The 14,488-nt window shown below is 72.2% G+C and carries 9 protein-coding genes; 4 read left to right on the top strand and 5 right to left on the bottom strand.

Annotation, left to right across the window (positions count from 1 at the left end):
- Positions 1 to 40 precede the first annotated feature (40 nt).
- Positions 41 to 2,548: a glycoside hydrolase family 65 protein gene (locus QRN23_RS08955; RefSeq protein ID WP_056044802.1), complete on the bottom strand. Its 2,508-nt coding sequence runs from the start codon at positions 2,546 to 2,548 to the stop codon at positions 41 to 43.
- Entirely contained in the window at positions 2,545 to 3,387 is an 843-nt protein-coding gene (locus QRN23_RS08950; protein WP_285063312.1) for an HAD family hydrolase, read from the bottom strand. The genes QRN23_RS08955 and QRN23_RS08950 overlap by 4 nt, the downstream gene beginning before the upstream one ends.
- 341 nt (positions 3,388 to 3,728) lie before the next feature.
- On the opposite strand from QRN23_RS08950, the gene QRN23_RS08945 reads away from it, so the two are divergent.
- Positions 3,729 to 7,175, top strand: a complete 3,447-nt coding sequence (locus QRN23_RS08945) for a DEAD/DEAH box helicase (protein WP_285063310.1) — start codon at positions 3,729 to 3,731, stop codon at positions 7,173 to 7,175.
- A gap of 28 nt (positions 7,176 to 7,203) precedes the next feature.
- On the opposite strand, the gene QRN23_RS08940 is transcribed toward QRN23_RS08945, so the two are convergent.
- Positions 7,204 to 7,503 (bottom strand): putative quinol monooxygenase, encoded by a 300-nt coding sequence (locus QRN23_RS08940; protein WP_192123839.1) that lies wholly within the window; start codon positions 7,501 to 7,503, stop codon positions 7,204 to 7,206.
- 98 nt (positions 7,504 to 7,601) lie between these two features.
- On the bottom strand, positions 7,602 to 9,257 hold the full coding sequence (locus QRN23_RS08935; protein WP_350224699.1) for a molybdopterin-dependent oxidoreductase: 1,656 nt from the start codon (positions 9,255 to 9,257) through the stop codon (positions 7,602 to 7,604).
- Positions 9,258 to 9,449: 192 nt separating this feature from the next.
- Here QRN23_RS08935 and QRN23_RS08930 point away from each other — a divergent pair, with 192 nt between their 5' ends.
- Entirely contained in the window at positions 9,450 to 10,922 is a 1,473-nt protein-coding gene (locus tag QRN23_RS08930; protein WP_285063308.1) for an APC family permease, read from the top strand.
- A 61-nt stretch (positions 10,923 to 10,983) separates the two neighbouring features.
- On the opposite strand, the gene QRN23_RS08925 is transcribed toward QRN23_RS08930, so the two are convergent.
- Positions 10,984 to 12,105, bottom strand: a complete 1,122-nt coding sequence (locus QRN23_RS08925; protein WP_056044810.1) for an SDR family oxidoreductase — start codon at positions 12,103 to 12,105, stop codon at positions 10,984 to 10,986.
- Between the two features lie 113 nt (positions 12,106 to 12,218).
- Here QRN23_RS08925 and QRN23_RS08920 point away from each other — a divergent pair, with 113 nt between their 5' ends.
- Both QRN23_RS08920 and QRN23_RS08915 read left to right on the top strand, forming a co-directional pair.
- Positions 12,219 to 12,767: a hypothetical protein gene (locus tag QRN23_RS08920; RefSeq protein WP_056044812.1), complete on the top strand. Its 549-nt coding sequence runs from the start codon at positions 12,219 to 12,221 to the stop codon at positions 12,765 to 12,767.
- Between the two features lie 130 nt (positions 12,768 to 12,897).
- Positions 12,898 to 14,466 carry a threonine/serine exporter family protein gene (locus QRN23_RS08915; RefSeq protein WP_285063307.1) on the top strand — a complete coding sequence of 523 codons (1,569 nt, stop codon included), beginning with the start codon at positions 12,898 to 12,900 and terminating at the stop codon, positions 14,464 to 14,466.
- Positions 14,467 to 14,488: the final 22 nt, after the last annotated feature.

Genomic DNA, 14,488 nt, shown 5'->3' with positions numbered 1-14,488 from the left:
GGGGAGGCGCGGGTCGTCCGGGCGACGGACGTCGCGGCGGTCAGGACGCGGCTTCGTCCTCGTCGTAGCGGTCGACGCTGATCGTCGGGATCGACGCCGTGATGACCGATCCGTCGGCGCGCATCAGCCCGCGGAGGTCGCTCGTCGTGGGGACGCGCGTGGTGATGCGCGGCCCCTGGCCCTCGAGGGCCACCCGCACCGGAGCCTCGGGGGTGACCCGGAACTCGTCGCCGCGGACGGACAACGTCACGGCATCGCCCGTCTCGACGGTGAAGACGATCTCGTGCTGGGCGAGGTCGACGCGCACCCGGCTGCCCTTGATCGCGACGCGGAACGAGAGCTCGTCCCAGTCGGCCGGCAGGCGCGGGTCGAAGGTGATCGAGCCGAGCCAGTCGCGCATGCCGCCGTACCCGTTGACCAGCGCGCTCCAGATGCCGCCGGTCGACGCCACGTGGACGCCGTCGGACGTGTTCTTGTGCAGGTCGGCCAGGTCGACGTAGAGGGACGACAGGAAGTACTGCTGCGACAGCTGGTGGTGGCCCACCTCGGCCGCGATGATCGACTGCACGACGCCGGACAGGGTCGAGTCGCCCGTCGTCAGCGCGTCGTAGTACTCGAAGTTGCGCAGCTTCTGCTCGGGCGTGAACTCGTCGCCCTGCAGGTAGAGCGCGAGCACGACGTCCGCCTGCTTGAGTACCTGGAAGCGGTAGATGACCAGCGGGTGGTAGTGCAACAGCAGCGGTCGCTTGTTCGCCGGGGTGGCCTCGAGGTCCCAGAGCTCCTTGTCGAGGAACTGGGCGTCCTGCGGGTGGATGCCCCGGTGGTCGTCGTACGGGATGTGCATCGCCTCGGCGGCGAGCTGCCACCCCGTGATCTCGTGCTCCTCGAGGCCGAGGCGGTCGACCATCCGGTCGAACGCGACGGGAGAGTCGTCCTTCAGGCGGGTGACCGCCCGGACGGCCGCCCGCAGGTTCGCGCGCGCCATGACGTTCGTGTAGAGGTTGTCGTCGACGACGGTCGTGTACTCGTCGGGCCCGGTGACGCCGTCGATGTGGAACCGCTGGTCGCCGTTCGAGCGCCAGAAGCCGAGGTCGGCCCACAGTCGCGCCGTCTCGACGAGGATGTCGACGGCACCTCTCTGCAGGAAGTCCTCGTCGCCGGTCGCCTGGACGTACTGGCTGAGGGCGTGGCTGATGTCGGCGTCGATGTGGTACTGGGCCGTGCCGGCGGCGTAGTACGCGCTCGACTCGAGCCCGTTGATGGTGCGCCACGGGAACAGCGCGCCGCGCTGGTTCAACTCGACGGCCCGGTCACGGGCGGCGTCGAGCATGCCGAGACGGAACCGCAGGGCGTTGCGGGCCACGTTGGGCGAGGTGTACGTCAGGAACGGCAGGACGTAGATCTCTGTGTCCCAGAAGTAGTGTCCGCCGTAGCCCGACCCCGTCACGCCCTTGGCCGCGACCCCCTGACCGTCGGTCCGGGCCGTCGCCTGCGCGAGCTGGAAGAGGTTCCAGCGGACGGCCTGCTGGATCTCGGGTTGGCCGGCGACCTGGACGTCGCTGCGCTGCCAGAAGTCGTCGAGCCAGGCGCGCTGGTGCTCGAAGATCTCGGCCGTGGGCGTCTCGGCGGCCCGGTCGAGGGTGCGGTCGCACCGGTCGGCCAGTTCGCGAGGCGGCACGCCGCGACTCGTGTGGTAGGTGATCGTCTTGGTCAGGCGGACCTTCTGGCCGGCCTGCGCCTTCACGCGGTAGACGTGCTTGGCGATGTCGTCGTCGATCTGCGAGGACTGGTCCCACTCGGCGTCGGTCTCGATGCGGTGCTCGGCGCCGACCGCGATCGTCATGCCCGAGTTCGTCGTGCGGTAGCCGAGCACGGCCCGCGTGCCGCCGTTGCGGTTGAGCACGGGCTGCAGCACCCGGTCGTCGAACGACTCGGCCTTGCGCGGGTCGAACGCCTCGGCCGCGGCCCGCATGCCGGCGTGGTACTGGTCGCCCATGTCCTGACGGTTGAGGATCTGGCTCGAGATCAGCAGCGACGCCGACGAGTCGAGCATCGTGACCTCGTACTCGATGACGACCAGGTGGCGGTCCTCGAAGCTCACCAGACGGCGGCTGGTCACCAGGACGCGCTTGCCAGAGGGCGTGCGCCAGTCGATCTCGCGGGTGAGGACGCCGTCGCGGAAGTCGAGGCGTCGCGTGTGGCGGAGGATGTCGGCCTCGAAGAGCACGAACGGTTCGTCGTCGACGTAGAGGCGGATGACCTTCGCGTCGGGCACGTTGACGATCGTCTGGCCGACCCGGGCGAACCCGAAGGCCTCTTCGGCGTGCCGGATGGGCCAGGTCTCGTGGAACCCGTTGACGAAGGTGCCGAACGAGTGACCGCCGCGCCCCTCGTCGGGGTTGCCGCGGAGGCCGAGGTACCCGTTGCCGACCGCGAAGACGGTCTCGGTGAGGCCCTCGTCGCCCTGGATGTACTCGTCCTCGACGAATGCCCACTCGTCGACGGGGAACCGCGAGCGGTCGAGCGGGTCGGACGTGATGTGGTTCACGACTGTGCCTCCGTGGTGCCGGTGGTGCTGCTGCTGGTCGAGGGGGTGCCCGGTGTCGCCTGGTCGGGATTCGGAGCCGAGGAGGCGCGGGTTCGGTCGAGCGCCTCGACCAGCTCGCCGAGGTCGTCGACCACCAGGTCGGCCCCGAAGTCGAGCAGGGTCTGCGCGCCCGTGCCGCGGTCGACCCCGAGCACGAGGCCGAAGGAACCGCGGCGACCGGCCTCGACGCCGGACTGCGCGTCCTCGACGACGACGCAGTCGTCGGCGGTGAAGCCGAGGCGGCGGGCGCCTTCGAGGTACGTGTCGGGGGCGGGCTTGCCGGCGATGCCCTCGGCCGCGGCCACGACGCCGTCGACGATCACGTCGAAGCGGTCGCGGAGGCCCGCGGCCTCGAGCACCCGCACGGCGTTGCGCGAGCTGGAGACCACGGCGACCCGGACGCCCTCGGCGAGGGCCCGGTCGAGGAAGGCCACCGACCCCGGGTACGGCGTGACGCCGTTCTCGGCGAGCTCGGCGGCGAAGGCCGCGTTCTTGCGGTTGCCGAGACCGCACACCGTCTCGGCCTCGGGGTCGTCGTCGGGTGACCCCTCGGGCAGGACGACGTCGCGGGCCGCGAGCATCGCCCGGACGCCGTCGTAACGGGGCCGACCGTCGACGTGCTCGAAGTAGTCGGCCTCGGTGTAGGGCGCGAGGTCGTGCGCGGCGAAGTAGTCGCCGAAGAGGCGGGCCCACGCGCGCATGTGGACCTCGGCGGTCGGCGTCAGGACGCCGTCCAGGTCGAAGAGCAGGGCGCGGAGGTGCGAGAGGCGCGAGGCGTCGCGGGGCGTGGCGATGGACACGGGGTGCCGATCCCTTCGAGCGTGCGGGCAGGGTGAGAGGCACCGGGGCGACGACGGCTCGGTGCCGGTGAGGCGGGAACGTTTCGGGCAGGACGATGACGCGGGGCGACGGGACGAGCGGGTGGTGCGGGCCAGCTGCTGTGCCGACGGGGTGGTGCGGGGTGGGCCCCACGGGTCAAGTGTGGCACCGCTGCGCCCCGACACCTAGCCACGCGTCCGGGGGTGTGGACGACGCACGCCCTGGGGGCGGGACGACGGGGGCCGGCGGACGATCCCGGGGAGGACCACGACACCTGGGGAGGGAGCCGGAGGTGTCGGCGGCGGCTGACATCATGGGCGGCATGGACCTGGGCGACGTGCACGACGGCTTCCCGGCCGGTGACGGCGACGCCGACGGCCCCGTCCACTCGACGGCCGTGCCGATGGTCGACGCCGTCGACGTCATCCGGCTCGTCGGGCCGCGTGCCTTCAACCGGGCGAAAGAAGACGTCCGCGACGGAGCCGTGCTCGACATCGCCTGGCACCCCGCGGACGAGCGCCTCGAGGGCACCGTCCGAGGGGCCGAGTCGACGCCCTACCAGGTCGTCGTCGACCTGCGGGCGACCCGCGGCGAGTACAGCCGCCCGGTCCGCAGCCGCTGCACCTGCCCGATCGGCAGCGACTGCAAGCACGTCGCGGCGACGCTGTTGCAGAGCAACTCCCGGGCCGTGGCCGATCGCAGCGCCCCGGCCCCCACCGTCGACGAACTGACGACCGGGGGTGTGACCGCGCTCGGGGCGGCCCGGTCCGGCACGGGAGCGAGCGACTGGCGGTCGACGGTGGGGGCGATCGGGCAGCCGACCCGCGCCTCCTCGGTCCGGACGACGCGCATGGGTCTGCTCTTCGAACTGCGCGACCGGGCGCACTCGACCCGGGGGCGCGCGGTCGCGCCCTCGGCCCGGCGGCAGGGCGGACCGACGGTGCAGCGACTCGGCGTACGGCCGGTCACCCTGAGCGGCGCGGGCAACTGGGTGCGCGGCAACCTGACCTGGACGTCGCTGCCGTACCAACTCAACCGGCTGGCCATCGAGCCCGATCAGCACGCCTGGTTCGGCCAGTTCGCGGCGCTCCACCGGTCGGCGGTCTCGACCTACACGCCGGGCGACGCCGACTGGTTGTTCGTCGACGACTTCGCCAGCCCGTTGCTGTGGCCGCTGCTGGCCGAGGCCGGTCGCCTGGGCATCTCGCTCGTGACGGGCAAGCGCGCGACCGACGTCGTCGTCGGCGACGAGGCCCGCGTCACGGTCGACGCGGTGCGGGGCGACGACGGCTCGATGCTGCTGACCGCCGGGGTCACCGTCGACGGCGTGGCCCGTCGCGCGGAGTCGACCGGCGTCATCGCCGACCACGGGGTGTGGTGCGTCGCCCACGAACCCGCCCCGACCTTCACGCTCGCGCCGACCGCGGGGCCGCTCGACGACGAGCAACGGCGGTTCCTGACCATCACGCCCGAGGTCGTGGTCCCGGCCGCCGACTCCGACGAATTCCTCCGCGACTACTACCCCACCCTCCGCCGGCGCGTCGACGTCGTCAGCTCGGACGCGTCGATCGAGTTCCCGACGATCGTGCCGCCCGTGCTGACGCTCACCGTCGGGTTCGAGAAGGGGCAGACGATCCGCCTGACCTGGCGGTGGACGATCGACGGGGTACCCCGACCGCTGACGGCCCACTCCCCCGTCCCCGACCTGGCCGAGCTCGACGTCGTCCCCCGCGACCAGGTGCTGAAGGGGGTGACGGCAGCCGAGTTCGCAACCGGCACGCTGCCGGCACTCGAGGCGCGACCCGACGTGCAGGTCGACCTCGTCGGCACGCGGCCCGACTACCACGAGCTGACCGACGAGCCCCGACTGACCATCACCACGATGCCGACCGACAAGCGCGACTGGTTCGACCTCGGCGTGCTGGTCACCGTCGAGGGACGGACCGTGCCCTTCACGCCGCTCATCACCGCCCTCGCGAAGGGGCGCAAGAAGCTGCTGCTGGTCGACCACTCGTACCTGTCCCTCGACCACCCGGCCTTCGACGAGCTCAAGAGGCTCATCGACGAGGCGTCGGCACTCGACGAATGGGAGGTCGCGCCCCGCATCAACCGCTACCAGGCCAGCCTCTGGTCCGAGCTCGACGAACTCGCCGACGAGACGGTGCCCGCCGCCGAGTGGCAGCGGTCGGTCGGCGGGCTGCTGGCCCTGGCCGACGCCGGCGGCCTCGCGGCCTCCACGGCGACCCCCGTGCCGGCCACGGTCGACGCGACCCTCCGCCCGTACCAGCACGAGGGGTTCGCCTGGCTCGCCTTCCTCCACGAGCAGGGGCTCGGCGGGGTGCTGGCCGACGACATGGGCCTCGGCAAGACCCTGCAGACGCTCGCCCTCGTCGCACACGTGCGCGAGACCGAACGGATGCGGGCAGGCGGCCCGGCAGCCGCCGCGGACCCGGCAGCGGCCACGGACCCGGCAGAGGCCACGGCCGAGGCGGCCCCGGCCGCGGCCGACGGTCCCGGCGCTCCTCCCGCGCCCTTCCTCGTCGTGGCCCCGACGTCGGTCGTGTCGAACTGGGTGGCCGAGGCCGCCCGCTTCACACCAGGGCTGACCGTCCGCGCCGTGACCGCCACGCAGGCGAAGGGCGGACGCGGTTCGGTGCACGACCTCGCCCGGGGTGCCGACGTCGTCGTCACCTCGTACGCTCTCTTCCGCCTCGACTTCGCCGCCTACCAGGCCGAAGGGTGGGCGGGGCTGATCCTCGACGAGGCACAGTTCGTCAAGAACCGTGCCTCGCAGGCCCACCGGTGCGCGGTCGACCTCGACGTGCCGTTCAAGCTCGCCATCACCGGCACGCCGCTCGAGAACAGCCTGACCGACCTGTGGTCCTTGCTGCACGTGGTGGCGCCCGGACTGCTCGGCAGCAGCGTCCGCTTCGCCGACGACTACGTCAAGCCCATCGCCACGGGCGAGGCGCCCGACCTGCTCCAGAAGCTCCGCCGGCGCATCCGACCGCTGATGATGCGCCGGACGAAAGAACAGGTCGCGTCCGATCTGCCCGCCAAGCAGGAGCAGGTCCTCCGCGTCGACCTCGACCCCGCGCACCGCGACCTCTACGACGCCTTCCTGCAGCGTGAACGACAGAAGCTGCTCGGCCTGATGGACGACCTCGACCGCAACCGGTTCATCGTCTTCCGGTCGCTCACCCTGCTGCGCCTGCTCTCGCTCGACGCCTCGCTCGTGGACGAGGCCTACGCCGACATCCCCTCGGCGAAGCTCGACCAGTTGCTCGACGAACTCGAGGACGTGGTCGCCGAGGGGCACCGCGCCTTGATCTTCAGCCAGTTCACGACGTTCTTGCACAAGGTCGCCGCCCGGCTCGACCAGCGTGGCGTCGCGTTCGAGTACCTCGACGGGTCGACCCGACGTCGGGCCGAGGTGATCGACCGGTTCAAGACCGGCGACGCACCCGCGTTCCTCATCAGCCTGAAGGCGGGCGGGTTCGGGCTCAACCTGACCGAGGCGGACTACGTGTTCATCCTCGACCCGTGGTGGAACCCGGCCACCGAGGCCCAGGCGGTCGACCGTACGCACCGCATCGGGCAGACCGACAACGTGATGGTCTACCGGATGATCGCGAACGACACCATCGAGGAGAAGGTCCTCGCCCTCCAGGCCCAGAAGTCGCAGCTCTTCGACGCCGTGATGGACGACGACGCCGTGTTCAGCGCGGCGCTCACCGCCGACGACATCCGCGGCCTGCTCGACGCCTGACCCGAGCCGGGCCGGGCCGAGGCCGGCGTCAGGCCAGCGACACCGTCTCGGCGAAGGTCCGCGTGGTCGGCGGCGCGAGCAAGACCTCGGGCAGACGGTTGGCCCCCTCGGGCGTGGCGCGCCACGCGACGTAGGCGTCGTGGTCGGCCGACGAGGCCCACGTCTCGACGACGATCATGACCGACGGGTCGGCGTCGTCGATCAGCACCTCGAGCCCCTCGCAGCCGGGCCAGGCGCGCGTGGCGACGAGGGTCTCGCGGGCGATCTCGTGGGCGAGGTCGAGCCGGGCGGGGTCGACGTGCAGTTCGAGGTGGACGGTGGTGGACATGGTGGTCCCTTCGATCGGGCGGCGGCCCCGGGAGCGGGCCGCGCGGCGGACGGGCCGCGACCTCCCACCCTGGCACCCGCGCCTCCTCGTCCGCCGGATCAGGCGACCTCGACGGTCACGCGGTGCCAGCCCTCGGCCCCGTTCGGAGCCGGCTGGACGTACTGCTCGCGCTGCCAGGTGCCGTCCGCACCCTGCGCCCGCACGTCGATCGTGTGCGACCCCGAGCCCGCGGCCCCGGCGTCCCAGCGATGGACCCACTGGCGCCACGTGTCGGCCGAGACCGAGTCGGCCAGGGTCGCGTCGAGCCACGAGCCGCCGTCGATCCGCACCTGGACCGCCTCGACGCCCGTGTGCGGCTGCCAGGCCACCCCCGCGATCGAGACCGTCCCGGCGTCGACGGAGGCCCCGTCGCGGGGCACGTCGATGCGCGACTCGAGCTTGACCGGCCCCAGGGCGTCCCAGCCGCGAGGCGTCCAGTAGCCCTGGGCGTCGGAGAACCGCGTGACCTCCATCTCGACGACCCACTTGGTCGCCGACACGTAGCCGAACAGGCCGGGCACGACCATCCGCACCGGGAAGCCGTGCTCGATCGGCAGCGGCTGGCCGTTCATGCCGACCGCGAGCAGCGCGTCCGTGCCGTCGTCCTGCAGCACGTCGAGTGGCGTACCGGCCGAGAAGCCGTCGATGCTGCGCGACAGGACCATGTCGGCGCCGCCGTTCGGGCCCGCGCGCTCGAGCAGCGAGCGGATCGGGTAGCCGAGCCAGAGCGCGTTGCCGATGAGGTCGCCGCCGACGTCGTTCGAGACGCAGCTGAGGGTCGCCATGTGCTCCTCGAGCGGCAGGGCGAGCAGCTCGTCGAACGAGATCGTCACCTCGCGATCGACCAGGCCGTGGATGCGCAGACTCCAGTCGGCCGGGTCGATCGACGGCACCTGCAGGGCCGTGTCGATGCGGTAGAAGTCAGCGGCGGGCGTGACGTAGGGCGTGATGCCCTCGACGTCCAAGGAGGCGCCGGCCGGGACCGCGGCCTCGGTCACGCTCGCGCGGGGCAGCGTCAGGGCGCGCCGCAGGGCCGCGGCGTTCGCCCGGCCGGCGTTCACGACGCGGGCCCCCGTGCCGACGACGACGGCGGCCACGCCGGTCACGACCGTGTACGTGAGGAACGACCGGCGTTCGAGACCGGGCCCGCGCAACGGCGGGACGGGCTGGGTCTGCTCCGCCCACCCGGCCGACGTCGAACGGACCCACCGACGGAGGCGCGAGGCCAGCTTGTCGACCAGCAGCACGGCGGCGAAGGTGCCGACGAGGCTCGGGATGGCGTCGACCTGGCCGGCGTCCGCGCGGGTCAGGACCGCGATCACGGCGAGCGCCCCGCCCGCCACGAAGGCGATCTTGCCGATCGGCTGGCGGCGGTACTCGCCGTAGCCGGCCGCGCCGGTGATGACGACGAGCAGCACGCCCATCAGCACGAAGAGGGCGGCCTTGTCGCCGGTGCCGAACAGGGACACCATGGCGTCCTTCACGCCGGCGGGGGCGAGGTCGACGACGGCCGAGCCGACGGCGAAGAGCGGGCTGCCGGTGGGTCCCGTGACGAGGGCGACGACCTCGGCGGCGGCGAGGAACGCGGCCATCGACACGATGCCGGCGAGGGCGGCCCACAGCCCGGCGGCGCGGGGGGTCATCGGGTCGGTGGGGCCGGGCGTCAGTGCGGGGCCGGACGTCGACGACTCGGGTGGGGACAGGCGGACCGACATGGGCTCAGGGTACGACGCGTGGCTCGGGAACCGCCTGCGTCCCGGGGACCGGGGACGCGCCTCCTGGTGTCGGGCGGACGCCGCCTCTGTGTCGGGGGTGTGACGATGTCCGGCCGCCTCTTCCGCTGCCGCTCCGGCGGGAGCAGGATGACCGGAACGCCCGAGACACACCGATGCGCCCCGGAGGTCAGCATGTCGACGACGAACCAGCAGCCCCCGAACCCCCGGTCCGCGAACCAGGCGCAGCCGCCCACGACCGACACGGGCGAGAGCCCCACCGAGCTGAAGCGGGCGATCGGTCCGAAGCTGCTGCTGCTGTTCATCGTCGGCGACATCCTCGGCACGGGCGTCTACGCCCTGACCGGGCAGGTGGCGGCCGAGGTCGGCGGTGCGGCGTGGTTGCCGTTCCTGGTCGCCTTCGCCGTGGCCCTCGTGACGGCGTTCTCGTACCTCGAGCTCGTGACGAAGTACCCGCAGACCGCCGGCGCGGCCCTCTACGTGCACAAGGCGTTCGGCATCCACTTCGTGACGTTCATCGTGTGCTTCGTGGTGATGTGTTCGGGCATCACGAGCGCGTCGACGGCCTCACGGGCGTTCGCGGCCAACCTGGCGGCGGGCATCGGCGTCGAGCTGTCGAACTCGGCGGTGATGCTGATCGCGATGGCCTTCATGCTGCTCGTGATGGCCGTGAACTTCCGCGGGGTCAGCGAGAGCGTCAAGGCGAACGTCGTCCTCACCCTGATCGAGCTGTCGGGCCTCGTCATGGTGATCCTGATCGGGTTCTGGTTCATCGCCGGCGGCAACGCGGACTGGGGCCAGGTGGTGCTCTTCGAGACGCCGGGCGACAAGTCGCTGCTGCTGAGCGTCAGCACCGCGACGTCGCTCGCCTTCTTCGCCATGGTCGGCTTCGAGGACTCGGTCAACATGGCGGAGGAGACCAAGGACCCGAGCCGCATCTTCCCCAAGGTCATGCTGACCGGCCTCGGCATCACCGCCGTGATCTACGTGCTCGTCTCGATCTGCGCCGTGGCGATCGTGCCGATCGGCGACCTGGCCGACAACGAGACCCCCCTGGTCACCGTGGTGAACACCGCCGCCCCGGACTTCCCGATCGGCGGGCTGCTGCCGTACATCTCGATGTTCGCCGTCGCCAACAGCGCCCTGATCAACATGATGATGGCGAGCCGGTTGCTCTACGGCATGAGCAAGCAGGGCGTGCTGCCCGGCTTCCTCGGCAGGGTGCACCGGAAGCGGCAGACCCCCTGGGCGTCGATCGTCTTCACAACGGCGCTCAGCCTGGTGCTGATCGGCTACGTCTCGCTCTCGCCCGAGTCCCCGATCGTGGCCGTGCTCGGAGGCACGACGTCCCTGCTGCTGCTGACGGTGTTCGCCCTGGTCAACGTCGTCGTCCTCGTGTTGCGTCGCGACACCGTGTCGCACGGGCACTTCCGCGCGGGGACGGTCCTGCCGATCGTCGGCGTCGTGGCCTGCCTCTGGCTGGTGCTGCCGGTGTCCTCCGGTCGCGGCGCCGAGCAGTACACGATCGCCGGCGGCCTGCTCGCGATCGGCGTCGTCCTCTGGCTCGCGACCTTCGTGTCGCGGCGGGGGAAGCCCGTGCCGAGCGACGCGATCGCCGACGCCGAGCGCGCCGACCCCCGGGCATAGACGGCAGGAGGCGCGGCGCCGGTCTCGCCACCGGCACCGCGCCTCCTCGGCGGATCGGGGCCTACGGGATCAGGCGGGCGGCGCGATAGCGCTCGAACAGGTCGACGAACGCCTGCTCGGTGCGGCGGTACCGGGTGAACCCGGCGTCGCGGGCCTTGCCCATGTCGGTGACGACCTCGATGTCGCGACCGAGGTCGCCGTCGGTGTGCCACCACGAGGCGACGCGCGACAGGTCGGGCTCGGCGAGGTCGTGCTCGGCGACGAGGTCGCGCCACTCCTGCTCGAGGCCGACCATCTGCTGCTCGAGCGGACGCGGCTCGCCCTCGAAGCCCTCGACGAGCGCGGGGTCGATGCCGAGGTGGCCGGCCAGGCGGGGCCACAGCCAGCGCCAGCGGAACACGTCGCCGTTGACGATGTTGAACGGCTCGTCGGCACCGGCGGGGTCGGTCGCGGCCCAGATCATCTGCTCGGCGAGGACGCCCGCGTCGGTGACGTCGACGAGCGAGTTCCACTGCGTCTCGCTGCCCGGGAACGTGAACGGGCGGCCGAGGCGCTTGCTCAGCGCGGCCTGCACGGCGATGGTCAGCCCCATGTTCATGGCGTTGCCGACGGCGAACCCGATGACGGTGTGCGAGCGGTGCACCGACCAGGTGAACCCCTGGCGCTCGGCGGCGGCGAAGAGCTCGTCCTCCTGCGCGTAGTAGAAGTTCGGGTAGGGCAGGCGCTCCTCGTCCTCGTGGAAGGGCGTGTCGGGCATGTCGCCCGTGCCGTAGGCCTCGAACGGGCCGAGGTAGTGCTTCAGCCCGGTGACGAGCGACACGTGTCGCACGGGGGCGTGGTCGAGGGCGGCCAGCAGGTCGCGGACCATGGCGCCGTTCACCGCGATGTTCTCCGCCTCGGTGTCGCGCTTCTGCCAGGCGGCGAAGAACACGTGGGTCGGCTTCGCGTCCGCCAGCGCCGTGCGCAGGCTCTCGGCACTCGTCAGGTCGGCGGCGATGCCCGTCACCCCGTCGGACGAGGAGGCGCGGCGCGAGAGGGCCAGGACGTCCCACCCCTCGCGCGTCAACTGCTCGACGAGGGCGGTGCCGGTGATGCCGCTGGCGCCCACCACGAGGGCGGTGCCCGGAACCGTCGGGGCGGCGGGCCGGGTGCTGTCGGTCTGGGGGGTCTCGGTGGTGCTCATCCGTGGTCCAAGCCGATCGCGCCTCCCGGCATTCCCGGCCGGCGCGTCCACACCGACGTACCCCGCCCCTCCCGCCTGACAGGCCGCACGAGGCCCGGGCGTACGGTCGGCCCATGGATCAGGACACGAACGAGCCCACCGGTCGCACGCCCGAAGACGAGGCGGCGGCCCTCGCGCTCGCCATCGTGTCCCAGGCCGCGGCCATCACGCAGGGCGACCCCGAGGCCGTCGAGGCCAGCGACGAGAACCTCCGCGAGGTCGTCGCCGAGCTGACCGACGAACCGCTGACGCCTCGACAGGAGGACGTCATGGCGACCCTCGGCACCGCCGGCGGCAGCCTCGCGGCCGGCCTCACCGCCGCCCTCGCCCACGAGAAGGGAGTCGACCCGGGAGTGATCCTCGGCTCGACCTCGCAGGCCATCGTGGCCCAGACGCAGTCGCCGTTCGCCGGCGGGCAGGACGACATGGACGACGACCCCGAGCTCGTCGCGCAGGCCGAACGCGACGCCCGGGCGCACGCCGCCGAGCGGGACGGCGACGACGCCCCCACGCGTGCGGACCACGGTCGCCGCGACATGGCCGACGCCGGACGCGAGCGGGGCGACGCGGGCGAGGCGCGGGCCGAGCGCGGCGACGACGACGACGCCGACCACGCGTCCTAGGGGCGACGACCTGCTCGACGCGACGGGATCGGACGTCCGGCACCGCGCCTCCTAGACTCGACGGACGGGTCCGCGGGGACCGCCTCGGCGGTGCCCCGGCCCGACGGTCGTGAGCGAGGAAGAGGTCAGCGTGTCGGACACCAGGCGCCCTGAGCGGCCCACCCCGGTCAAGCCCCGACCGCCGCGGGTGCCCAAGGCCCCGAAGGGCAGGCCGAAGGGGCCCGCCCAGTCACGACTGGTCAACCAGCACGAACTGCGCGACGTCCGGGCGCGACTGCGCGGCACCATCTACGAGGGCACGACGCCCGAGCACGGCATCGGCGGCGACCTCTACTCGCCCCGTCAGATCGTCGACTTCTGCCTCGACCTGGGCGACGTCATGCTGTCGTCGGGTGCCGACGTCCGCAGCACCGAGGTCGCGATCGTGGCCGTGAGCACCAAGTGGAACCTGGCCCCGCTCGAGCTCGACATCACGGGCACGGCGATCACCATCCAGTACGCCCCAGCCGGCGTCAACCCGTTGGTCAAGACCCGGGTCATCTACGCCGAGGGCTCGAACCTGCACCGGCTGTCGAGGGTCTACCAGATCGTCGACGACCTGCTGCACGACGACCGCGACATGACCGAGGCGGTGGCCGGCCTCGTCGAGGTGTTGAAGTCCCCGCCCCGGTGGCCCTCATGGATGACCGACCTGGCGATGGGCCTGCTGGGCGTCTCCGTGACGCTGCAGGCCGGCGGCACGTGGCAGGCCGCCGTCGGCGCCTTCGTGGTGATGATCGGCATCATGACGTCCGGCCGAGGGCTGACCGCCCGCGGCATCCCCCAGTTCTTCGTCATCGGCCTGCAGGCCGCGTCCACCGCCGCACTCGGCACGCTCGGCATCTGGGCGGGGCTGCTGACCCCGGGAGGCGCGGCGGCGTTGGTCGCGGCCGTGGTCGTCCTCGTCCTGCCGCACCCCACGATCGTCACCTGGGCCCAGGACGCGATCTCGGGCTTCCGGTCGATGGCGGTCGGCCGCGCCCTGGTGATCGGGCTGATCGTCGCCGGGGTCGTGTGCGGCATCCCGGCCGGACTCGCCGTGACCGCACGGTTCGCGGACATCGAGGTCGACCCGACGAACATCACCCTGCAGGCCCTGCCGCTCTGGCTCTCGCTCATCTCGAGCTTCGCCGCCGCGTCGGCCAACTCGATCGCGCAGGGGTCGACCGCCCGCATGATCCCGATCACGATCGGGGTCGCCCTGGTCGGCAACCTCTCGCTCTTCACCCTGCGCCAGCTCGGCCTGCCGCTCATGGGGGCCACGTTCGTCGCGGCGACCCTGCTCGGAGCGCTCTCGACCGTGGCCGCGGCTCGTCTGCGGACGGCGGCGACGGTCATCGCCGTGCCGGCCTTCTGCGGGTCGCTGCTGCCGTCGCTGGCCGTCGCGTCGTCGCTGCTCAACTTCATGGCCGGCAACGACGGCGCCGAGGTCGACTTCGTGTTCTCGATGCTGACGACCCTCGCGATCGGCGCGGGACTCGTGCTCGGCAGCCTGCTCGCGACCCCGGGCGCGCGCCGGTGGTTGCGCCGGGCCAAGCGCGTGCGGGTGCAGTCGGTCCACACGGACACGACGCCGATCAGCATCATCGTCCCGACGGTCGCCGCGGAGGCACCCGTCGCGGAGCCGTCGGTCGCGTCGCCCCGCGTCGCGGAGCCGTGAGTCGCGTCGCCCGCGCCCACGC

This window comes from Frigoribacterium sp. ME-P-080 (genome assembly GCF_030209595.1).
Taxonomy (GTDB): Bacteria; Actinomycetota; Actinomycetes; order Actinomycetales; family Microbacteriaceae; genus Frigoribacterium.
This window is presented reverse-complemented; position numbering and strand designations above follow the sequence as displayed.